Source organism: Acidisoma sp. L85, assembly GCF_009765865.1.
Taxonomy (GTDB): domain Bacteria; phylum Pseudomonadota; class Alphaproteobacteria; order Acetobacterales; family Acetobacteraceae; genus Acidisoma.
Window position 1 is genome coordinate 97,423 of record NZ_LMUQ01000039.1, and the last position, 21,940, is coordinate 119,362.

Annotated in this window: 19 protein-coding genes and 1 tRNA gene; 8 read left to right on the forward strand and 12 right to left on the reverse strand. The window is 64.3% G+C overall.

The window, feature by feature from the left end; translation table 11 throughout:
• Positions 1-328: 328 nt before the first annotated feature.
• The 6 genes from GSQ83_RS10660 to GSQ83_RS10685 all read right to left on the reverse strand — a co-directional run bounded on the left by GSQ83_RS10660 (position 329) and on the right by GSQ83_RS10685 (position 6,907).
• Positions 329-1,486, reverse strand: a complete 1,158-nt coding sequence (locus GSQ83_RS10660) for a CaiB/BaiF CoA-transferase family protein (RefSeq protein ID WP_158802872.1) — start codon at positions 1,484-1,486, stop codon at positions 329-331.
• Positions 1,486-2,925, reverse strand: coding sequence for an aldehyde dehydrogenase family protein (locus GSQ83_RS10665; protein WP_158802873.1), 1,440 nt, complete (start codon positions 2,923-2,925; stop codon positions 1,486-1,488). Before GSQ83_RS10665 ends, GSQ83_RS10660 begins: the two co-directional genes overlap by 1 nt.
• Before the next feature lie 240 nt (positions 2,926-3,165).
• Positions 3,166-4,089 carry a hydroxymethylglutaryl-CoA lyase gene (locus GSQ83_RS10670; RefSeq protein ID WP_158802874.1) on the reverse strand — a complete coding sequence of 308 codons (924 nt, stop codon included), beginning with the start codon at positions 4,087-4,089 and terminating at the stop codon, positions 3,166-3,168.
• Positions 4,086-5,324 (reverse strand): CaiB/BaiF CoA-transferase family protein, encoded by a 1,239-nt coding sequence (locus GSQ83_RS10675; protein WP_254065612.1) that lies wholly within the window; start codon positions 5,322-5,324, stop codon positions 4,086-4,088. The genes GSQ83_RS10670 and GSQ83_RS10675 overlap by 4 nt, the downstream gene beginning before the upstream one ends.
• Positions 5,325-5,379: 55 nt before the next feature.
• Entirely contained in the window at positions 5,380-6,192 is an 813-nt protein-coding gene (locus GSQ83_RS10680; protein ID WP_158802876.1) for a class I SAM-dependent methyltransferase, read from the reverse strand.
• Between the two features lie 70 nt (positions 6,193-6,262).
• Positions 6,263-6,907, reverse strand: coding sequence for a hypothetical protein (locus tag GSQ83_RS10685; RefSeq protein WP_158802877.1), 645 nt, complete (start codon positions 6,905-6,907; stop codon positions 6,263-6,265).
• A gap of 391 nt (positions 6,908-7,298) precedes the next feature.
• On the opposite strand from GSQ83_RS10685, the gene GSQ83_RS10690 reads away from it, so the two are divergent.
• Positions 7,299-8,627 (forward strand): MFS transporter, encoded by a 1,329-nt coding sequence (locus tag GSQ83_RS10690; RefSeq protein WP_158802878.1) that lies wholly within the window; start codon positions 7,299-7,301, stop codon positions 8,625-8,627.
• A gap of 160 nt (positions 8,628-8,787) precedes the next feature.
• Here GSQ83_RS10690 and araD read toward each other — a convergent pair whose 3' ends face one another.
• Positions 8,788-10,527 carry an L-arabinonate dehydratase gene (gene araD, locus GSQ83_RS10695; protein ID WP_158802879.1) on the reverse strand — a complete coding sequence of 580 codons (1,740 nt, stop codon included), beginning with the start codon at positions 10,525-10,527 and terminating at the stop codon, positions 8,788-8,790.
• A gap of 274 nt (positions 10,528-10,801) precedes the next feature.
• Here araD and GSQ83_RS10700 point away from each other — a divergent pair, with 274 nt between their 5' ends.
• The 3 genes from GSQ83_RS10700 to GSQ83_RS10710 all read left to right on the forward strand — a co-directional run bounded on the left by GSQ83_RS10700 (position 10,802) and on the right by GSQ83_RS10710 (position 12,757).
• On the forward strand, positions 10,802-11,167 hold the full coding sequence (locus GSQ83_RS10700) for a copper resistance protein CopC (RefSeq protein ID WP_158802880.1): 366 nt from the start codon (positions 10,802-10,804) through the stop codon (positions 11,165-11,167).
• A 4-nt stretch (positions 11,168-11,171) separates the two neighbouring features.
• Positions 11,172-12,248 carry a YeiH family protein gene (locus GSQ83_RS10705; RefSeq protein WP_158802881.1) on the forward strand — a complete coding sequence of 359 codons (1,077 nt, stop codon included), beginning with the start codon at positions 11,172-11,174 and terminating at the stop codon, positions 12,246-12,248.
• Between the two features lie 227 nt (positions 12,249-12,475).
• Entirely contained in the window at positions 12,476-12,757 is a 282-nt protein-coding gene (locus tag GSQ83_RS10710; RefSeq protein WP_158802882.1) for a hypothetical protein, read from the forward strand.
• Between the two features lie 29 nt (positions 12,758-12,786).
• Here the strand turns inward: GSQ83_RS10710 and GSQ83_RS10715 are convergent, their stop codons facing one another.
• Genes GSQ83_RS10715 through GSQ83_RS10725 form a run of 3 tightly spaced genes read right to left on the reverse strand, consistent with a single transcriptional unit; the run spans position 12,787 to position 14,697 of the window.
• The gene (locus GSQ83_RS10715) at positions 12,787-13,008 is read right to left on the reverse strand and encodes a Trm112 family protein (RefSeq protein ID WP_254065613.1); all 222 of its coding nucleotides are present in this window, start codon (positions 13,006-13,008) and stop codon (positions 12,787-12,789) included.
• A 16-nt stretch (positions 13,009-13,024) separates the two neighbouring features.
• Entirely contained in the window at positions 13,025-13,690 is a 666-nt protein-coding gene (locus tag GSQ83_RS10720) for an LON peptidase substrate-binding domain-containing protein (RefSeq protein WP_158802884.1), read from the reverse strand.
• 50 nt (positions 13,691-13,740) lie between these two features.
• Positions 13,741-14,697, reverse strand: coding sequence for a tetratricopeptide repeat protein (locus GSQ83_RS10725; protein ID WP_254065614.1), 957 nt, complete (start codon positions 14,695-14,697; stop codon positions 13,741-13,743).
• Between the two features lie 173 nt (positions 14,698-14,870).
• Between GSQ83_RS10725 and GSQ83_RS10730 the strand changes: the two genes are divergently transcribed.
• Both GSQ83_RS10730 and GSQ83_RS10735 read left to right on the forward strand, forming a co-directional pair.
• Positions 14,871-14,945: transfer RNA gene (locus GSQ83_RS10730), tRNA-Gly, on the forward strand.
• Positions 14,946-15,249: 304 nt separating this feature from the next.
• A complete protein-coding gene (locus GSQ83_RS10735; RefSeq protein ID WP_305782244.1) occupies positions 15,250-16,176 on the forward strand; it encodes a CatB-related O-acetyltransferase in 927 nt (308 codons plus the stop codon).
• Between the two features lie 142 nt (positions 16,177-16,318).
• On the opposite strand, the gene acnA is transcribed toward GSQ83_RS10735, so the two are convergent.
• Complete coding sequence (acnA, locus tag GSQ83_RS10740; RefSeq protein WP_158802885.1) at positions 16,319-19,012, reverse strand: aconitate hydratase AcnA; 2,694 nt, start codon at positions 19,010-19,012, stop codon at positions 16,319-16,321.
• 127 nt (positions 19,013-19,139) lie between these two features.
• Here acnA and ccmA point away from each other — a divergent pair, with 127 nt between their 5' ends.
• Both ccmA and ccmB read left to right on the forward strand, forming a co-directional pair.
• The gene (gene ccmA / locus GSQ83_RS10745; protein ID WP_254065615.1) at positions 19,140-19,736 is read left to right on the forward strand and encodes a heme ABC exporter ATP-binding protein CcmA; all 597 of its coding nucleotides are present in this window, start codon (positions 19,140-19,142) and stop codon (positions 19,734-19,736) included.
• Complete coding sequence (gene ccmB / locus GSQ83_RS10750; protein WP_158802887.1) at positions 19,733-20,401, forward strand: heme exporter protein CcmB; 669 nt, start codon at positions 19,733-19,735, stop codon at positions 20,399-20,401. Before ccmA ends, ccmB begins: the two co-directional genes overlap by 4 nt.
• A 19-nt stretch (positions 20,402-20,420) precedes the next feature.
• Here ccmB and GSQ83_RS10755 read toward each other — a convergent pair whose 3' ends face one another.
• Positions 20,421-21,926: a HAMP domain-containing sensor histidine kinase gene (locus GSQ83_RS10755; RefSeq protein ID WP_254065616.1), complete on the reverse strand. Its 1,506-nt coding sequence runs from the start codon at positions 21,924-21,926 to the stop codon at positions 20,421-20,423.
• Between the last annotated feature and the right edge of the window lie 14 nt (positions 21,927-21,940).

A 21,940-nucleotide genomic window follows, 5' to 3' on the forward strand; every position in this document is an offset into this window, starting at 1 on the left:
TGTCGCTGCTGACGAGTTACAGCGTCGGAAAGCCGCTGTTGTTCCGATGGCCGCAGGTCCGGCGAAGCGCGGCTACGACTGGCTGCATAGCGAGTTCGTCACACAGGCAGAGTTTGGCTGCGATTTTCGGTTCTTGATGAAGGATGCGGCGGATCGCTGAAGCGGCAGTCGCCTATATTCAACCTATCTTGCGCGCGCCTCGCGGGCGCCTCGTCATGCTCGGCGAAGGCCGAGCATCCACGCGTCGCCTTTGCGCCGCGAGTAAGGCGTGGATCCTCGGCCTTCGCCGACGATGACGTTGGAGACTTTGCCAAAAAACTCGCAGCCGTCATCCGGCAAATTCCGCGCGAATGGCGGCGGAGTGTTCGCCGATGCCTGGAACCTTGCCAAGTCGCCGATTGCCACCGTCTATAAGAACCGGCGCCGCTACAATATCGGCCGTGCCATCCGTCAGTTCGACCCGCGAACGCCGCAGAGCGGGATGGGCGGCGAGACCGCTCAGGTCATTGACGAAGCCGAACGCCGTCTGCGCCGCACGCAGACGGACAGAAGCCGTCTCGCGGTCAAGCGCACCAAGCGAACGGCCGACACGCGCATCCACGGCCTCACGATGAGCGACGCGCGTGGTGTTGCTCTCGAAACCCGGCTGCCGCGGCAAATCAGGCTCCAGCAGAACCTCATTGCAAAATTTCGCCCACTCCCGCTCGTTCTGAATCGCAATCAGGACCAGGTGGCCGTCACTTAGCGCGAAAGCGCCGTAGGGGCAGATGGAAGGATGCGCGAGATCCACACGCTTCGGCGCATTTCCGGTGCCCTCGAAATACAGCAGCGGCACATTCATCCAATCCGCCATGGCGTCGAACAGGCTGACCTCCAGCCGCGCGCCTTGCCCGGTGACGCCTCGGCTGATCAAAGCCTCGAGCACCGCCGAATAGGCATACATGCCGCAACTCACATCGCAGACGGAGACGCCGACACGCCCCGGCCCGGCCGGATGGCCGGTGATGGAAGCGAGACCGCTCTCGGCCTGCACGAGCAGGTCATAGGCCTTCATGTCGGCGTAGCTGTTGCCGGTTCCGTAGCCGGAAATATCGACGGTGATCAGTCTGTGATGCCGTGCACGCAGCTGCACGCTGTCGAAACCCGCCCGCGCCGCGGCTCCCGGCGCCAGGTTCTGAATGAAGACATCGGCGCGCGCGACAAGGCGATGCAGAAGCGCCGAGTCCTCTGCATTCTTGATGTCCAGGACGAGGCTTTCCTTGCCGCGGTTGAGCCAGACGAAATAGCTCGACGTGCCATGCACGGCGGCGTCATAGCCGCGCGCGAAATCGCCTTCCCGCCGCTCGATCTTGATGACCCGAGCCCCGGCATCGGCGAGACGCGAGGAGCAGTAGGGCGCCGCAACCGCCTGCTCCAAGGCGATCACCAGCAGACCGCGCAACGGCTTGCCGGGCGCCGGCCTCGGCGCGGATCCCGGCTGCGCCATCAGGCGGCCTTGTGCTTGATGGCGATGGTCTTCAGCGTGCCGAAACCGTGCAGCGCCGCGAAACCCTTCTCGCGCCCATGGCCCGAACGCTTCACGCCACCGAAGGGCAGCTCCACCCCACCACCCGCACCATAGTTGTTGATGTAGACCTGGCCGGATTTCACACCATGCGCCAGGCGCAGCGCGCGCCCGATATCGCCCGTCCAGATGCCAGCGACCAAGCCGTATTCAGTGCTGTTCGCGATGCGTAGTGCATCCGCCTCGTCCTTCATACGGATGGCGACGAGCACCGGCCCGAAGATCTCCTGCTGGGCCAAGGGATGATCGAAGGGCACGTCGCCGATCAGTGTCGGACGCACATAAAACCCGTCAGCCGAAACATTAGTGCCGAGATCGCCCTGAGCCAGGATCGGCAACCCGTCGCGCTCGGCCAGCGCGAGGAAACCCTCTATCCGCTCCTTTTGCACCGCATTGACCACAGGACCCATATCGAGATCCTGGTCCGATGCACCGATGCGGAGCGCCTTAAACCGCTTCGCCAGATCGGCGGTGAAGCTGTCATAGGCACGATCCTCGATGATCACGCGGGAGCCGGCGCTGCAGGTCTGACCAGAATTCTGCGTGATAGCGCGGGTTATGGTGGCGGCCGCATCGTTCAAATCCGCATCCGCGAAGACCACCTGAGGCGACTTGCCGCCAAGTTCCAGCGTCACCGGAATCGTGCGCTGGGCGGCGGCGGTCTGCACCAGCGTGCCGACCTCGGGCGATCCGGTGAAGCTGATGTGGCTGACACCGGGATGCGCGCATAACGCTGCCCCGGCTTCCTCGCCCAGCCCGGTGACGACATTGAGGACGCCGGCTGGAAACCCCGCCTCCTCCGCCAGCCGCGCCAGTGCGAGCGCCGTGAGCGAGGTATCCTCGGCCGGCTTGACCACGATCGCATTGCCCATGGCGAGCGCCGGCGCAATCGAGCGGCCAGTCATCTGCAACGGATAATTCCACGGCAGGATATGCGCCGTCACGCCATGCGGCTCCCACACCGTCATCACGGTGAAACCGTCCTGGAACGGAATGGTTTCGCCGTGCACCTTGTCCGCCGCGCCGGCATAGTATTCGAAGTAGCGCGCGCAGACGGTGACATCCGTGCGTGCCTGGGACAGTGGTTTGCCGACATCGAGGCTTTCCAGTTTCGCGAGGCTTTCCGCGTCGCGCCGGATGAATTCCGCCATGCGGAGAAGCAGCCGTCCGCGCGCCGCCGCATCCGTCCGCCCCCACTCGCCCTCCACCGCCGCCAGCCCTGCCCTAACGGCCGCATCGACGTCGGCGGCGGTGCCGCGCGCGATGCGGCCGACCTCCTGGCCATCGGATGGATTGATGATCGGCAGCGTCTGCGCGCCCGCGCGCCAGGAACCGCCAATGAACTGCTGTTGTGTCTGCATGCCGAGATCTCCTCTTTCCCCGCCTATCACAGCCCGGCAGGCCGAGATCGTGCTCGACCAGATATGGCAGGGTCATATGCGTGCTGGACGGCGCCCGCTGATGGCAGCGCCTCTTTGGAACCTACGCTCGGCAACATATTTCACCCGCCCCAGAGCAGGCGCAAGGCTTGGCGGCCGCCCCTCGCAAGCGAATCGGCCGTGGCAGCGATGCCTATTCCGGAGATCAGCGACGACAGGCCTTCAGGCCCCGGCGGCAGCCACACGCCTCCGAGCCTGGGCCAACACGGCTTGGCGAACACGGCCGCCTGAAAGGCCGCCCGGCAATGCCGCCGCCTCTTCCGCCACGACGACGAGGCGATCGAGATCGACGCCTGTCGAAACGCCCATCTTCTCGAACATCCAGACGAGATCCTCGGTCGCGACGTTGCCGGTCGCGCCGGGCGCGAAGGGGCAGCCGCCGAGGCCACCGCTCGCCGCATCGATCACCCGCACCCCGGCATTGTAGGCGGCATAGGCATTAGCGGTTCCCATCGCGTAGGTGTCATGGCCATGGAAGGCCCAGCGATCCACACCCGGATAATGCGCGATCGCGAGTGCCACGAGCCGATCGACCTGATCCGGTGTCGCCCGGCCGGTGGTATCGCAGAGGCCAACCTCGACCTCGGGCCTCAAGGGCAGAAGGCGTCCAAGCAACGAGATCACCGCATCCTCCGCGACCCGTCCGGTGAAGGGACAATCGAAGCTGGTCGCGAGATTGAGCCGGATCGCGATATCCGGCGGCGTTTCGTTCACGAACCGACCATAATCGGCGACCGATTCATCGACCGACCGGCGCAGATTCGCTTGGTTATGGGCTTCAGATACCGACAGGACGAAGGCCAGTTCCCTCGCCCCAGCCGCCACCGCCTCGGCCGCCCGCCGCGCCGTCGGTACCAGCACCTGAGCGCGCATGCCAGGGATCGCCAATGCGGCTTCCAGCACAGCCAAGGTATCGCGCATCTGCGGCATCGCGTTGGCGCTGACGAAGGCGCCGACTTCCATGCGCCTGAGGCCGGTCGCGGCCAGACTATGCAACAGCGCGATCTTGCGCTCGGTCGGTATCCACGGACCGATGGGCTGAATGCCGTCCCGCAGCGTCACATCGACGATCTCGATCGCGTTCACCGACTGACGCCTTCCGAGACCAGCTCCGCTATTGCAGCGTCGGACATGGCGAGCAGGCCGCCGAAGACCTCCCGGTTATGCGCGCCGATCGCAGGACCGGGCCAGCGGATTTGCCCCGGATCCTCCGGCACATGCGGCACGATGCCGGGATGCAGCACGCGGCCGAGGAGCGGATCCTCGACCTCCCGCACCATGCGACGGAACCGAAATTGCGGATCGGCCGCGACATCGGCGATGGAATAGGCGCGGGTCGATGGAACATCGGCCGCGGCCAGCACTGGCTCCAGGGCCGCGACGTCCCATTGCTGGGTCCATTGCGTGATTCGGGCATCCAGCGCCTCGGCATTGGCGACGCGCGCCTGATTGCCCGCGAAGCGCGGATCTTCCAGAAGGTCGGGCGCTTCCATCGCCCCCGCCAAGCGGCGAAACAGCGCATCCGAATTGGCGGCGATGAGCAGCCAAATGTCGTCCCGTGTGCGATAGGCATTGGTCGGTGCCGCCGTCGCGATGCGTCCACCGCTTGGCTGCCGAATAATTCCGAGTGCCCCGTATTCGGGCAGAGCCCCCTCCAGCAGACTGGCAATGGCCTCACTGAGTGCAACGTCGACCGAGACGCCTTGGCACCCCGCAGCACCCCGCTTCCACAGCGCCGCCATGATGCCGAAGCAGGCATAGATGCCGGCCACCGAATCCCCAATGCTCAAACCAACCCTCACCGGCGGCAGATCGCTGGTGCCGGGCGCGTGGTTGGTGAGGTAGCGCAGCCCGCCGACCGCCTCGCCGATGACGCCGAAGGACGCCCGGTCGCGCTGCGGACCATCCTGGCCGTAGCCGGAAATGCGGGCGATGACGAGATCGGGCCGCGCGGCGCGCAAAGCCACTTCGGTCAGGCCCAGGCGGTCGAGTTGCCCGGGCCGGAAATTCTCCACCAGCACATCGCAATGGGCGACAAGTGCCAGAACGGTCTCACGACCCTTCGGATGCTTGAGATCGAGCGTGACGCAGCGCTTGTTCCGGCCGTGAACAGACCACCACAGCGGTTCGCCTGCCAGCCGGGCACCCCATTCGCGCACCGGATCGCCCTTGGGCGGCTCGACCTTGATGACATCGGCGCCAAGATCGCCAAGGAGCCGTGTGCAGAACGGGGCGGCGACGAAATGGCCGAGTTCCAGCACGCGCAACCCCGTCAGGGGACCCGATGAGGGCGGCGCATCGCTCGTCGTGTTGTCGGTCACGCGATCTCTTTGCTTGTATGGGCCAGACGCACACTCGCCACGGCGGCCCCCATCGTCAATGGCGTTGCGGCTCATGCCTCCTTGCATCAGGCGGCCGCGCCAGCACATCGACATGACCAACCCGGCAGGAGGCGCCGGTTTTCAGGGTCGCCAGCCGGAAGGTCCTCCAATCGCGAAGCTCCGCCGCGGCCATGCCGCCCGTCTCCGCCACCGCCCGGGCGACCCCCTCGATGAACGCGATTTGCAAGGCCTCCACCCCCTGCGACAATTGCCAGGCACTGTCCGCGCGAATGACATCATAGCCGAGCGCGGCAAAGGTATCAGCCAATGCCCGACCGGCCTCCGGTCCAAGCGCCTGGCCCATTCCCTTGTCCGACCGCTGATGCCGGTTGAAGAGTGCAACGATCGCCCCATCGGACTCGTGAAGGGGTGACCAGATGATGGTGCCGTCATAGTTCAGCGCGGCGTAGAGATCGAGACGCCGCTCGGCAAGCCGATCCGCGAGAGCCTCGATGAAGGATGCCGCGCAAAGGTCGAAGAGCGCGGAGGCGGTAACGAATGTGGCATCGCGCAGTGGCAACTCATCGAGCTGCGCGAGGTCCAGTTGAACTGCTTCAGCTAGCGCTCCGATGGACACCATGGCGGCATCCAGTAAGCTCCGGTCATTGTCGATGAGGCGCCAACGCACCGGCGCGAGAAGCCATGGCGACAGGGCTCGGAATGTCGCACCGGTGCCGCAGCCAAGATCGACGACGACGCCGCCCGATGCGCCCAAGGCAGCCGCGACAGTCCTGAGCAAATCCGGATTGCGAGCCTGGAGATCCGCAGGCTCGCGCAGTTCCAGCCACGACGCATCGAACCGCGTCATAACCGGTGCTCAAAGGGCGTTGCCATCACGAGGAGAATGTTCGCTGGGGTCCGATCAACCAAACCCTGAATCAGCTGGTGGTCTTATGTTTGTGCTTTTTCTTGTGCTTGTCGCTGTGTTTGTGGTCGTCGCTGTGCTTGTGTTTCGTGCTGTGCTTGTGATGTGTCGAGTCGCCAGAGGATGTCTTGGTTGCCTCTGTGGAGGTCTTCGTTGCCGGCGCAGGAACCACAGCGCTGGGAGAGGCCTCCGCGACATCGGCCGCTGCATTCCCGGCCGAATGATCCCGAGAGGACTTCACGGCATTTTGAGATGAAGCATCGACCACATTGTTGGAAGGAGCGGCCACGAGCCCGGTATAGGCTTTGACCACATCGTCTGGCGAAAGTTTGACAACGTTGTCCGCGATCTCGGATGGTGTGGTTCCGAAATATGAGCGCGCATCCGCAATCTCGCTTCCAAAAGCAAGCGGGCGCCATTTGTCCACGCGGGCCTGAAAAGCTGGCCAAGCTTGATAGGGTGTGGCCGGGCCCGGATCCGCGACCCCTCGATCGATCATGTCCTTGCGGACGATTGCGTCCACATTGAGCGCCGATATGTCCCACAGCATACAATCGACAACGCTTTGCGGGGCCTCTTTCGCATCGACATAGCATTGCGCGATATCGCTCGACACGAGCTTCATGCCCCCGGCATGCAGGGCCTTGCGGAAATTCATGACTGTGGCCGAAACGGTGTCGGGGCTTGGATGAGCCAGTAAGTTGCTGGCGTAGCTCGACCCGGAAGCGGTTACCAAGCCCGCAATCAACCACAAGACTGCACGTCCGCTTTGCATATGCTCCCCCGCCCTCACCGAAAGGCTAGGCTCTTCTCGCTTGACTGTCACTCAACCGGGCGCTGAGTTGTTATCCCTCGGTTTTTCCTGTGTGGCTCCGAATCTATTCAGCGACTCGACATCGCCTACACGGGCCACAGTCGATCACGAATCGAGCCGCCTATCCAGGTTTTTGCGCCCCACCGGCGGCCAGTTGACGCGATCGGAGTCGCATCGATCTTATATCCCAAACGGGTGCCCGGTCGTGCTGGGTGCCGAGGGAGGACTGACTTCGATGGATATCGAAACGCGAACAATCCGCCGCGTAACGAGGCGACTCATCCCGTTTCTCATGCTCTGCTATTTCGTCGCCTATCTCGATCGCGTGAACGTCGGCTTCGCGGCACTCGGCATGAACAAGGAGCTTGGCTTCACCGCCACCGTCTTCGGTTTCGGCGCTGGCATTTTCTTCATCGCCTATTTCTTCTTCGAAGTGCCTTCCAATCTCGCGCTTGAGAAATTCGGCGCCCGGAAGTGGATCGCCCGGATCATGTTCAGCTGGGGCGTGGTCGCGGGCGCGATGGCCTTTGTCCCGCAAATCTCGGCGCTGCTCGGGGTCCGCGCATCGACGACGTTCATCGTGTTGCGCGTGTTGCTCGGGCTTGCCGAGGCGGGCTTTTTCCCCGGCATCATCTTCTTTCTGACGATCTGGTTCCCGGCACGCTACCGCGGGCGGATGATCGGCTATTTCATGGCGGCCATCCCGCTCTCTACCGTCGTCGGCGGCCCGATCTCCGGCGCACTGCTCAATATTACCGGGCTTGGGCTGAGCGGCTGGCAGTGGATGTTCCTCATCGAAGCGCTTCCGGCGATCCTGCTCTCCGTCGTCGTGCTGTTCTACCTCACCGACAGGGCAGCCGACGCGACATGGCTTGCCCCGGACGAGCGCGCCTGGCTCGTCGAACGCCTGGCGTCGGAACGCGCCAAACGCGAGCGGGCGAAGCGTTTTGGCATCCTCGAAGCGATTTCCAATACGCGCGTTCTGCTGCTCGCCTTCGTCTATTTCGGCATCAACGGAACCAACTACGGGCTGAGCTTTTTCCTCCCGCAGATCGTGCGCGGCTTCGGATTGAGCTACACGGCGACCGGCTTCGTGACCGCCCTTCCCTATGTCGCGGGAACGATCGGGATGATCTATTGGGGGCGCCATTCGGACCGCGCCGGCGAAAGGCGAGAGCATGTCGCGATCGCTGCTCTGATTGCGGGACTCGGCATCGCGGGCTCGACTCTGGTCGATGATCCGGTTGGCAAAATGCTGCTGCTGACGCTTGCGGGCTTCGGCATTTTCGGCGTGCTGCCGGTGTTCTGGACTTTGCCGACCAATTTCCTCGCCGGAGCGGCGGCGGCGAGCGGCATCGCGGCGGTGAATTCCCTCGGCAATCTTTCCGGTTTCTTTGGCCCTTACGTCATGGGCAAGATCAAGGATTCCACGGGGAGCTACACGATCGGGCTACTCGCGATCGCCTGTGTCGTCGGCTTCGCGATGCTGGTGGCGTTGTCGCTCAGCCATGACCAGCAGCTTGAAAACCTCGAGCCGGATGAGGTGCTTCCGCCGGAGCTGTAGTTGAACGGCGATCCGAGATCCGTCATGGCACGCGAAGGCGGGGCGGCCCCCCGCGTGCCATCCGCGCCTTGCCTTCATGGGCAAGCGAGGCGTGGATGCTCGGCCTTCGCCGAGCATGACGTGGGGGAATGAACACGGCTCGGGCCAGAGACACGCCCCTCTAATAAATCGCCGGTTCGCCGACCGCCGCGCCGAAGCCTGTTTGCAGGAAGTCGAAGTCGCAGCCCTGGTCGGCCTGAAGCACGTGGCGCGAGAACATCCAGCCGTAGCCGCGCTCGTACGGCCGGGGCGCTGGCACCCATGCCGCGCGGCGGCGCTCTAGCTCAGCCTCGGAGACTTCGAGGTTGATGCTGCGCTCCGCCACATTGACGGAGATGATATCGCCGGTTCGCGCGAGTGCCAGCGGCCCGCCGATATGCGCTTCTGGCGCCACATGCAAAATGCAAGCGCCGTAGCTCGTCCCGCTCATGCGTGCATCGGAAATACGAATCATATCGCGCACCCCCTGCTTGAGGAGTTTCTTGGGAATGGGCAGCATCCCCCATTCCGGCATCCCAGGACCGCCCAGCGGCCCGGCATTGCGCAGCACAAGGATGTGGTCGGGTGTTACATCGAGGTCGTCACGGTCGATATTCGCCTTCAGCGAAGGATAGTCGTCGAAGACGATGGCCGGGCCGGAATGCTGCAGATATTTGGGCTCACAGGCGCTTGGCTTCATCACGCAGCCATCCGGCGCAAGATTGCCCCGGAGCACCGCGATTGCGCCATCCGCATAAACCGGATTGTCCAGCGTGCGAATGACATCGTCATTGTGCACCGTGGCCTCGGCTATGTTCTCGCCAAGCGTCTTGCCCGTGACGGTGAGCGCATCGAGGTGAAGATGCGGGCGTAGCCGAGTCATGAGGCCAGTGAGTCCTCCGGCGTAGTAAAAATCCTCCATCAGATATAATTTGCCGCTCGGCCGCACATTCGCGACAACCGGCACGCGACGGCTCGCTTTGTCGAACTCGTCGAGACCAACATCGAACCCCGCTCGCCGCGACATGGCGGTCACGTGGATCGTCGCATTCGTCGAACATCCCATCGCGATCGCCACGGTAACCGCGTTCTCGAACGAGTTGCGCGTCAGAATCTTGGCAGGAGTCAGATCCTCCCAAACCATCTCCACGATCCGGCGCCCGGACTCGGCGCACATTCTGATATGGTCGGCATCGGCGGCGGGGATCGACGACGCCCCGGAGAGCGTGAGGCCGACCGATTCGGCGATCGCCGTCATCGTGCTGGCCGTCCCCATCGTCATGCAGTGGCCGTGGCTCCGGGCGATGCCACCTTCGATCTCCAGCCACTCCTTATCCGATATATTCCCGGCGCGCCGCTCATCCCAATACTTCCAGGCATCGGAGCCGGAGCCCAGCACCTTGCCCTTCCAATTCCCGCGCAGCATCGGGCCGGCCGGAACAAAAATGGCCGGCAACCCCGCGCTTATTGCTCCCATGATGAGCGCGGGCGTTGTCTTGTCGCAGCCGCCCATCAGCACCGCGCCGTCTATGGGATGGCTGCGGAGAAGCTCCTCCGCCTCCATCGCGAGCATGTTGCGGTAGAGCATTGTCGTGGGTTTGACGAAGTTCTCGGACAATGACAGCGCCGGAAGTTCCAACGGCAAGCCGCCCGTTTGCAGAATGCCGCGTTTGACGTCCTGAACGCGGTCCTTGAAATGCGCATGACATGGATTGATGTCGGACCATGTATTGAGAATCGCGATGATCGGCCGCCCCTCCCAGTCCGCGGGCCCATAACCCATCTGCATGATGCGAGACCGGTGCCCGAACGTCCGCAAATCGTCTGGACCAAACCAGCGCGCGCTTCTTAAGGAGTCTGGCGTTTTTCTTGTGCTGGTCATGACGCTCTCCGGAGATCGCTGCAGGCATGCGGCGCTCACGCTGCGATGCCGCCGGCTAGAAGCGTCACACGCCTGCCGCCGTAGCGTCAACGATCAGGGTATAGGGAGTCCCGCCGATCAGCCCGGCGCGCGACCCGCGCCCATTGACAAGCCCCGAGGTCTGCCCGGACTGTGCCGGCCGGCTCGTGAAGGCACGCGCCCGCGCCGGACCGTCTCGTGAAACACGACGCGCCCCGGGAGTTGCTTGTTTGTCGCATTCGTAGAGAGACCTGCCATGTCAAACCGCATTCCCATCGCGGCGGCTTGTGCCGCCATGCTTCTCGCCCCCACCGCCGTCTTCGCCCATGCCTATCCGCAAAAGGGAATACCGCCGATCAACGGCACCGTGCGCGTGGCGCCGCATGACCTCTCGATCACCTTCGATGACGAGTTGGAGCCTAAGTTCACGGGCGTTGTCGTCACGGATAGCAAAGGTGTCCGGGTGGATCTCGGCAATGCCCATGTCCCCGCTGGCCATGCGAAGGAGCTTGTCGTCGGCCTGAAGCCGTTAACCCCCGGCCGCTACGAAGTGCGGTGGCACGCGACGGACACCGACACGCATAAGACCCACGGCTCCTACTACGTGACGATCGCGCCATAGCCGGATGATCGACACGCCGGTTGCAACCCGCTCGACCCGCCATGGGGTCCTGCGAAGCTTGCCCGGCATCCTGCTTTGCATCTTGGTCACAGGCTTGGCAACGGCGCTCCAACTGGTCGAAACACGGCTGGTCGGGCAGCCCTATCTCGAAGCTCTTGTCCTCGCGATCCTTCTTGGAGTTGCCATCCGCTCGCTCTGGACGCCAGGCGATCTCTGGCATCCGGGCATAGTCTTCAGCGGCAAAATCCTGCTCGAAATCGCGGTGGTGCTGCTCGGTGCGGCGATAAGTGCGCGTGCCGTGCTGGCCCTCGGGCCGGGGCTCCTGGTCGGCATTGTCCTGATTGTCGCCGTCGCGATCGTGGCGAGCTACGGCATCAGCCGAGCCTTCCGCTTGCCGTGGCGCATGGCGATGCTGATCGCTTGCGGCAATTCCATCTGCGGCAATTCCGCGATTGCGGCGGTGGCCCCGATCATCGGCGCTGACAGCGACGATATCGCCTCCTCGATCGCCTTCACGGCGGTTCTGGGCGTCGTCGTCGTGTTGCTGCTGCCGTTGCTCGTGCCGGTCTTTCTCCTGTCACTGACGCAATACGGGGTGCTCGCCGGGCTGACAGTCTATGCAGTGCCGCAGGTTCTGGCAGCGACCTTGCCGATCGGTGCGCTAAGTAACCAGGTCGGCACGGTCGTCAAGCTGGTGCGTGTGCTGACTTTGGGTCCTGTCGTCCTCGCGCTTTCGCTCCTCACACGCCGGATGCGTGATGAGGCGAGCGAGGCAGAAGCCCCAGCCAGCCACACAAAACGACGGTACCCACCGCTGCACGAGTTGGTGCCCTGGTTTATCGTCGGCTTCCTGATCATGCTGACGCTTCGCTCGACTGGCATGATCCCGACATCCCTGGTGGCACCGATTACAAGGTTCGCGAATCTCCTGACAACCATCTCGATGGCGGCACTGGGTCTTAGTGTCGATGTGCGTGTCGTGGCACTGGCCGGGCCGCGGGTCGCGGCCGCGGTTACCCTGTCGCTCGTGATGCTTGGTGTGATCAGCTTCGGTCTGATCCGCGTTCTCCAGATCGGCTGAAGACCGAATACGGCTTCAGCGTCGGAAGGGCGTAGTCCAGGCAGGGGCATCACACTGAAGGTCTATGGATGTCAGCCGAATGTCCGTCTGAACAAAGCCCTCGCCGAGGGCTAGAGATCACAATGCGGCTGAATAACGGGTCCAGCAACGACGCAAGCAACAACCCGATAACCGACGTCTGGCCCAGACTGGAAAGTTGGAGTTCAGCGCGACAAAAGGACACGCCCATGCGCAACTTTTATTTTGCCTGCTCGGAGGATGGCCATGTTGCACCCCTGCAACCCACCTCGGTCATCAGCAATTGCGCCCGTCTCATGCGCGCTATCAAGTTGGAGCCGGCCATCTGCGTCGAGGCTTCCAGCGTCGCCCAAGCGGAGCGCATTTTTCTCGAGCATGGCGCGGGAAACCCATTTCTCCGCAAGATCCAATGTCAGCACGACGGCTATCGGTTCAGCCTGATCCGCCGCCATGTGCCCGGCCCCGAAGCCCATCACGCCTCATCCCTTTGAAAAGGGGCCGCTACGCCGCCAGTAGCGCCTCAGTCGTCGAGAACGCGTGCCTCGTCCGGTAGCATAATCGGGATGCCGCCCCGGATCGGATAGGCCAGACCCGCGGCGCGGCTAACCAATTCACCGCGCACCCGGTCATAGATGAGCGGCTGCTTGGTCAGGGGACACACAAGGATCTCCAGCAGCCGCGGATCGACGGGTTGCGGGGGAAGGGTCTCTTCGGCTTCGGATGTCGGCGGTTGATCCGTCACGTGGTCAAATCCCTGTTCAGCTTGGACGTAGGCCCCCGGGCGGGCTCTCGGTGCCATGCATTCCAATGCGGAGCAAGGCGAGCAGGATCTCCGCGCGCTTCGGCACGCTCGGCGCCTCCAGAAGCGCCTGTTTCTCCGAGGGCGAGAAGGGACACATCATACAGAGTGCGGTCAGCAGGCTCGCATCATCAAGCTGGCCGATGGAGTCCCAATCAGCATCCAGGCCCTGTTGCGAGAAATAGCCGCGCAGTTCACCCAGCAGCTTTGTGCGCGGCATACCGATGCCGCTTGGCTCCTCGCCGACATCCTCGGCATAGGCGCCGAAGTCGCCGCGCACACGCCGGTAGCCGCGCTTTGGAGCAAGCTCCTCCGCGACCGCGAAACGAACCACGCCGATCAATGAAATGAGCAGGCGCCCATCACCCGTTTCGGTGAAGGAGGTGATGCGGCCAAGGCAGCCGACACCGAACAGCGCGGGGCCGGACGGGGTCTCGGGCTTCGACGCATCGGGCTGGATCATCCCGAACAACCGGCCGGCCGCCAGAGCATCATCGACCAAAGCCAGATAGCGCGGCTCGAAGACGTTGAGCGGAAGCCGCCCATAGGGCAGCAGCATGGCACCGGCGAGAGGGAAGATGGGGATCGCCTCGCTCATGTCGGGCCAGGCAGCGGCGGAGTCCATAGTCTGTCGTCCCCGGGTCGGCTCTGCGGCAAGGCTTTCCGTGTGGCGCCCTAGCTAAAGAGGAGCGCCGAAAGACGCCGCCGAGCCTGGATGGAGGCCGGATCCTCAAGCCCCCAGGCCTCGAAGAATTTGAGCAGCTGAAGCCGCGCCGCATCCTCGTTCCAGCCACGCTGGCGTTTCATAATATCGAGCAGGGCGGCAGCCGCCTCTTCCCGCCGTCCCTGCGCATTGAAGGCGCTGGCGAGGTCGTAGCGCGCCTGGTGGTCGGCGGGATCGGCCGCGAGACGGGCCTCCAACTCCTGCACCTGGCTGGTGGCCTGGCGGCCCTCCACCGCCAAGGCGAGCGCGCTACGCGCACCTGCGACCTCGGCATGATCCGCGATCTTGGGCGGAACGCGGCCGAGCAACGCTTCCGCCTCGTCTTCCTCGCCAGCAGCGAGCAGGGTGCGGATGAGGCCGCCCCAGGCCTCGGGCCGCTCGGGCTCTTCTTCCAACAGCGCCTGGTAGAGCTCGATCGCGCCCCCGAAATCGCCCTCCTCCTGCGCGGCCCGCGCCTCGGCGAGCAGATCGGCGGAGGGCATCGTGCCACCGGCGACCTTCAACAGCGCCTCGACGAAGCGGCGCGCCTCGGCCTCGGCCATGGCGCCCTGCACGAGGTCCGCGATCTGGCCCTGCCAGAAAGCGGCGATGGTCGGCACCGACTGCACCGGCAGCCCGAGTTGGGCGAGCTGCTGCACCAGCGCCCGGTTGGTGTCGATGTCGATCTTCACCAGCCGCACGCGGCCGCCCGCGGCGGTGACGACCCGCTCCAGGACCGGCGAAAGCTGCTTCGAGAGGGTGGAACGCGCGGACCAGAAATCCACCACGACGGGGAGTTGGCGAGACGCCTCGACCACGTCCTTGAGGAAGGTCGCCTGGTTACCCTCGAGGATGAAGGAGGCGCCGGCTGGGGCGGCCGCCCCGGATGTCAGATCCATATCACCCCGTCCATTGTCTAGCTCGTCCATCTCAGTTGCCTGTCAGGTGATGTGGTTCGGCGCTGCCAACAACGCCTTTTCGGGCGCTTGGGAAGACCTCTACCACATGACTGAACTGGGCCATGCGCGGTCCGCGTGATGGCACGGCGGAGAGGCGCTTGCAATCATCCCGGAAGCCGCATAGAAGGCGCTCCCGCTGGAGCGCGGGCGTAGCTCAGGGGTAGAGCACAACCTTGCCAAGGTTGGGGTCGAGGGTTCGAATCCCTTCGCCCGCTCCAAAGAACAAAGTGAAATTAACGGGTTAACCCCGCTCGCGCCTGTGTGGCAACAGTGCAGATAAATCAGACCGAAAATCGGCCGCTTGTGAGTTACATCACTGCGCGCCAAGCCAGAAGTCTCGATCCTGCCCGTGTTGAGGGAGTGGACGAGATGTTGGCCTATTTCAAGGCGGTCGGGACGGTATTGGGACTGGTGGCTATCTGGGCTGTCATGGTGCAGCTCGGGGCGTGATGCTCGAAGAAATTGAGGCGGCAGTGAGCTCGTTCAGGTAGTCTCGACAGCTCCTCTGGAGCTGCCGAGTCCATGTCCGACGACGTGCCTGCGACCGAAGCTTTGATGACGCAGGACGTCTGGATCTTAGCTGTGGCGGAAACCATCCCCCGACGCTGGGTCAGAATTCAGTTCCTTCCTGATGGGGCAATTGACCTCTTCGATCATCCGAACCAGAGGCGGTGGGCGATCGCTGATGGCCGGCTCACCCTCTCCTCAGACAAGGGAGTGCCCACGGTTCGATTTGGCAAAGGTGTAGCGGAGAACGGCATAATGCAGTTCCAGGGCACACTTTCCCTTCCGGGCCGACCGCCTGTGGCCCTCAGTCTCGAACAGTTCAACCGCGCCAAGATACCGCAACAAGACAACCTGACGAGAGTCCACCTGCAGGAGGGAATCGACAAGGCGGGCTGGACAGTTGGAGACCATACCTATGGTTACCCGCGCATTCTGGACGTGGGCCTGGCAAACCCGAAGATCCACATTGGCAGGTTCACGTCGATCGGGGCTGATGTAACGATCTCGATGGGGAACCACAGGACGGATTTCGTCAGCACTTATCCGTTCGCGGATCTGCGGGCACAGTGGCCCCATGTTCCCGATCTCATCACCCATACTTCCCGGGGCGACATCCGCATCGGCAACGACGTATGGATCGGCCGGTCGGCCATAATCATGTCAGGCGTCACGATCGGAAATGGCGCTGTCATTGGAGCCGCGTGCGTGGTTACCAAAGATGTCCCGCCGTATGCGGTAGTCGTCGGCGTCCCAGGGTCAGTCGTTCGATACCGCTTCTCCCCGGACATCATTGCCGAACTTCAGGCAATCGCCTGGTGGGACTGGCCCGATGGCAAGATTGACCGAATGCTGAAGCACATGCTGACCGACGACATTGAGGCGTTTGTCGCGGTTGCAAAAGGCGTGTCACATCCGGGGCAGCGGCCTGTGGGTAGCCAATAGCGGCGCCCGACTTAGCCTGAAGAGCCTTGAGGTCCGCCGTTTACGGAACCTCAAACGTCTTCGAATAGCGCCCCTGCCCCTGCCTTGGCAGGGGCAGGGAAAGCTACGATCGGTCTGTCACATGCTTGCTCTCAAACGGTCTTCAAGCAGCGCGGGCCATTTCGCGCAGGACGTAGTGCAGGATACCGCCGTGGCGGTAATAGGCCACCTCGTCCAGCGTATCGACGCGGCAGAGCAGATCGACCGTGTCGGTCTGCCCGCTCGGCCGCCGGATCACCATCTTGATGTCCATGCGGGGCCGCAAATCCTCAAGACCGAGGATGTCCAGAGTTTCCTCGCCCGTCAGGCCCAGCGTCTTGCGGTCCATGCCCTCTTTGAAGGTCAGCGGCAGCACGCCCATGCCGACAAGGTTCGAGCGGTGGATGCGCTCGAAGCTTTCCGTCACCACCGCCTTCACACCCAGCAGCATGGTGCCTTTCGCCGCCCAGTCGCGTGACGAGCCAGTGCCGTATTCCTTGCCGCCGAACACCACCAGCGGCGTGCCCTCGGCCTTGTAGAGCATCGCCGCGTCGTAGATCGGCATCACCTTGCGCGAGGGGTAATGCGTGGTCACGCCACCTTCGGTGCCAGGCGCCATCTCGTTCTTGATGCGGATATTGGCGAAGGTGCCGCGCATCATGATCTCATGGTTGCCGCGCCGCGCGCCGTAGCTGTTGAAGTCCTTTTGCTGGACTTGGTATTGCAGCAGATACTCGCCCGCCGGTGATGACTTCTTGATGCTGCCGGCCGGGCTGATGTGATCCGTCGTGATACTGTCGCCCAATACCGCCAGCACGCGCGCGCCGATGATATCCGTGACCGGCTTGGGCTCCATCGTCATGCCCTCGAAATAGGGCGGGTTGCGGACATAGGTGGAGCTATCCGACCAGGCATAGGTTTTAGCGTCACCCTCGACCGTGATTTCCTGCCACTGCTTCGGGCCCTTGAAAACATCCGAGTAACGATCGACGAACATCGCGCGCGTGACATTTGCGCCGACCAGCGCGTTGATCTCAGCCGCGGTCGGCCAGATGTCCTTGAGGTAAACCGGCCTGCCATCCTTGCCGGTGCCCAGCGGCGCCGTCGTGATGTCCTCATTCATCGTGCCAAGTAGCGCATAGGCGACAACCAATGGCGGGCTCGCGAGATAATTTGCGCGCACATTCGGATGCACGCGTCCCTCGAAGTTGCGATTGCCCGAAAGGACGGACACGGAAACCAGCTTGTTACCCTCGATCGCCTCGACAATCTCATCGTCGAGCGGGCCGCTATTGCCGATACAGGTGGTGCAGCCATAGCCAACTGTCTGGAAACCGAGCGCATCCAGATCGGCTTGCAAGCCCGACTTTTCCAGATACTCCGTCACCACTTGCGAGCCCGGCGCCAGAGAAGTCTTCACCCAAGGCCGCGCCGTCAGGCCCAAGGCCCGCGCCTTGCGCGCCACAAGTCCGGCGGCGACGAGTACGTAAGGGTTGGATGTATTGGTGCAGCTCGTAATGGCCGCGATCACCACGTCGCCATGGGTGATGTCGTAGTTGCGCCCGGCCACGCGCGCCGTGACGCCAACATCATTGGCCGGCACGCCCAGGCTGCGCGTCAGTTCGAGTTTAAACGCCTGCGACGCATCTTTCAGCGCCACGCGATCCTGCGGCCGCTTCGGCCCAGCGATCGAAGGCTCGACACTGGAAAGATCGAGTTCCAGCGTATCGGTAAAGCTCGGATCCGGCGTCTGGCTGTCGCGCCAGATCCCCTGCGCCTTGGCATAGGCTTCCGCCAGCGCGATGCGATCCTCGGGGCGGCCGGTCAGGCGCATGTAGTTGACAGCCACTCGGTCGAGCGGGAAAAAGCCGCAGGTCGCGCCATATTCCGGCGCCATATTGGCGATCGTCGCGCGGTCGGCGAGCGGCATGTGGTCCAGCCCAGGGCCGAAGAACTCGACGAATTTGCCGACCACGCCCTTCTTCCGCAGCATTTGCGTCACGGTCAGCACGAGATCCGTCGCGGTCACGCCCTCGGTGAGCTTGCCCGTCATGCGGAAGCCGATGACGTCGGGGATCAGCATGGCGATCGGCTGGCCGAGCATGGCCGCCTCGGCCTCGATGCCACCGACGCCCCAGCCCAGCACGCCGAGGCCGTTGACCATGGTCGTGTGGCTATCGGTGCCGAATAGCGTATCTGGATAGGCGAAGCTCTCGCCCTCCTCGACCGTCACCCAGACGTTCTGCGCGATATGCTCGAGGTTCACCTGGTGGCAGATGCCGGTGCCGGGGGGCACGACGCTGAAATTGTTGAAGGCGGTTTGGCCCCAGCGCAGGAAGCTGTAGCGCTCACCGTTGCGCTCGAACTCGATTTCCACGTTCTTCTCGAGCGAGTCGGCGGTGCCGCTGATATCGACCTGCACGGAATGGTCGATGACCAGATCGACGGGCACCAGCGGATTGACCTTCTGCGGGTCACCGCCCAGTGCCAGAATGCCGTCGCGCATGGCGGCGAGATCGACCACGCCGGGAACGCCGGTGAAATCCTGCATTAGGATGCGCGCCGGGCGGAACGGCACTTCCTGGGTCGAGGAGGCGTCCTTCAGCCAGCCGGCGATCGACCGGGCGTCGTCGGTCTTGTAGGACGTGCCATTCTCGAAGCGGAGCACATTCTCCAGCAGCACCTTGAGGCTGACCGGCAGGCGGCTGATGTCACCCAACTCGGCCGTGGCCTCCGGCAGGGAGAAGTAGCTGTAGTCCTTGTCCCCGACGCGCAGCACGCGCTTCGTCTTCAGACTGTCTTGGCCACTGATTTTCATGCTGTTTCGCCTCTTTGCGATCGCGCCGGCCGTGCCCGGCAGGTGCAAGGGATCTTGGTCTTGGTTAAACCATAGCCATCCGCCGGGGTCCACGTCGGCCGGTGCATGGAAGAGGGGCCGACGGCGGGTGCTGGAGCTACGGGATATCGCGGCCTTCCGCGGCGAGCGGCTCGTCTTCGAGGCGATCTCCTTCCGCCTTGACGCCGGAGAGGCGCTGGTGCTGACCGGTGCCAATGGTTCCGGCAAGACCACGCTGCTGCGGCTGCTCGCGGGCTTCGTGCCACCGGCGGCAGGCGACGTGTTGTGGCAGGGCGCTGAGGCGCTTGGCGATCTTCCAGCTCTCGGCCGCCGCACCAGTTTCCTCGGTCATCAGGATGCCGTGAAGTCGGGCCTGACGATGGCCGAGAACCTATCGCTCGGCGCGGCGAGAGGCGGCGATGGGCAGCGGGCTGCGCTGGAGACGATGGCGCTCGCCGACCTTGCCGACCTCCCTGCCCGCTTCCTTTCGGCCGGTCAGAAGCGCCGCCTCGCAATCGCGCGGCTGGTGCTGCAGCGCCGGCCGCTTTGGCTGCTCGATGAGCCGACCACCGCGCTCGATGCGGCCTCAGTGGTGGCCCTGGGCGTTGTGGTGGAGCAGCACCGCGCGGCGGGCGGCATCGTCGTAGCCGCAACCCATCTGGATTTGCCGCTCGCCTCGCCACGGTCGTTGCGGCTCGGCGAATGAGCGCCTTCCTCCAGCTGCTAAGGCGCGAGCTGCGGCTGGCGCTCCGCCACGGCGGCGACACCCTCGCGGTTTTGCTGTTCTTCGTGCTCACGGCGGCGCTCTTTCCTTTGGCGATCGGGCCGGAGCCGCAATTGCTTGGGCGGCTGGGGGGCGGTGCCATCTGGGTCTGCGCCCTGCTCGCCGCGCTGCTGCCGCTCGACCGGATGTTCGGCGCCGATTTCGAGGATGGGTCGCTCGATCAGCTTCTGCTGTCCGGCGCCCCGGCGGCGGTGATGGCGCTCGCCAAGGCGGTGGCGCATTGGATGACGACGGGACTGCCCCTGCTGCTGATCGCGGCGCCGGTCGCGATCATGCTACGCCTGCCGCCCGCCGAACTTGCGCCGCTGCTACTCGGTTTGCTGCCGGGCACCGCCGCCCTGTCGCTGATCGGCACGACGGGGGCGGCGCTCGTCATCGGGGCGCGGCGCGGCGGCGTCCTGCTGCCGCTGCTGGTCCTACCACTCGCGACACCAGTCTTGATCTTCGGGGCAGCGGCGGTTGGCGCCGTGAATGCCGGGCTCTCCGCGCGGCCGGACCTGCTGCTGCTCTGCGCGCTGCTCGCGCTGGCCCTGCCGCTTTGCCCGCTGGCGGCCGGCGCGGCAGCAAGGGCCGCGGCGGCCGAGTGACTCTCTGTGCGCGGTCAACCTACACCGCCGGTGTTTCGACCGCTGGCGCACCCTTCAACCGGCGGCTCGCATTGAACTCCGCGGGCAGGCTGAGCACCGCTCGAACCCCCGGCTGGTTGTCCTCCAGCCGCAGCGAACCGTTGTGTAGCTGCATGACCGCCTGGACCAAAGCGAGTCCAAGCCCCGAACCCGGCGTGCTGCGCGCGCTCTCGCCGCGAAAGAAACGTTCGGTCACGCGGTCCAGATCCTCCGGCGGGATGCCGCAGCCACCATCCGCCACGACGATCTCGATTTTGTCCCCGAGCCGCCCTGCGCCGAGCAGGATCGGCCGGCCCGGCGGCGAGAATTTCAGGGCGTTTTCCAGCAGATTAGCCACCGCTTGCTGCAACAGATCGCGGTCGCCGAAGACCGGCAGCGGCGGCTTGGCAAGCAGCTCGATCTCGAGCCCCTGCTCCTCCGCGACCGCGCCATAAAGCTCCTGCATATCGCTCAGCAGCGCATAGAGGTCGAGCGAGGCGAAAGCCGAGCGGCGCGAGCCGACCTCGATCTCGGCGATCCGCAGCAGACCCTGGAAGACCGAGACGATGCCGTCCAGATCGAAGGTCGCGCGCTCAACCGCGGCATGCAGGTCCCCAGCGTCGCGCGCATGCAGCGCCGCATCCTCCAGCCGCGCCCGCGCCCGGGTGATCGGCGTGCGAAGATCATGGGCAATGGCATTGGACACCTGCCGCACGCCGTCCATCAGCCGGGCTATGCGGTCGAGCATGTCGTTGATGGTCTCGGCCAGCCGGTCGAATTCGTCGCCGCGCCCGGACAGCCGCACGCGGTTCGACAAATCGCCCCGCGCGATCGCCGCCGCCGTCTCCGACACATCGGCGAGGCTGCGGCGGAACAGGCTCTGGATCACGATGGCGCCGACCGAGCCGAGCACGACCATGAGCAGCAGCGCCCAAAGGAGGCCAGCGGTCAGCAGCGAACGCAGCTTGGCGCGAGATGCCACGTCCCGCCCGATGAGCAGATGAAAGCCGCCGGGTAAATCGTAGCGATGCATGCGCGCCAGCGCCTCGTGGCTGCCGCGCTCCACCGGCAGCTCGAACCAATCGTCCGGACCTGAGACCTGTCCCGGCCACACCGACAGGTTGCCGGTGATGGGCTTGAGCTGCGCATTCGCCAGAAGATAAATCGCGTTCTCGTCGAGGCTTTGCGCCAGCCGGTCCTGAATGGTCAGAACCAGCGCCGCCAGGCCGCCTTCCTGGTAGCGCTCGCTCAATCCTTGAGCATCGGCATTGATTGCCGCCTCAACCTGACGGTTGAGCAGCCCAGCCGTCGCCCACCATAGGAAGATCGCCAAGGCCAAGGCGCTCACGCCGAAGATGAGGGCGTAGAGCAGCGCGAAGCGCAGCGCCGAGGAACGCAGGAATTTCACGCGCCGCACCCGTGGCAGGAAACGCGGCCGGGGCTCCGCCGGAGCATCGGCCGCATCCGGCGCCCGTGCCGGGAGCGGCCTCGCGACCTGGCTCATCATCCGGCCGCCCCGCT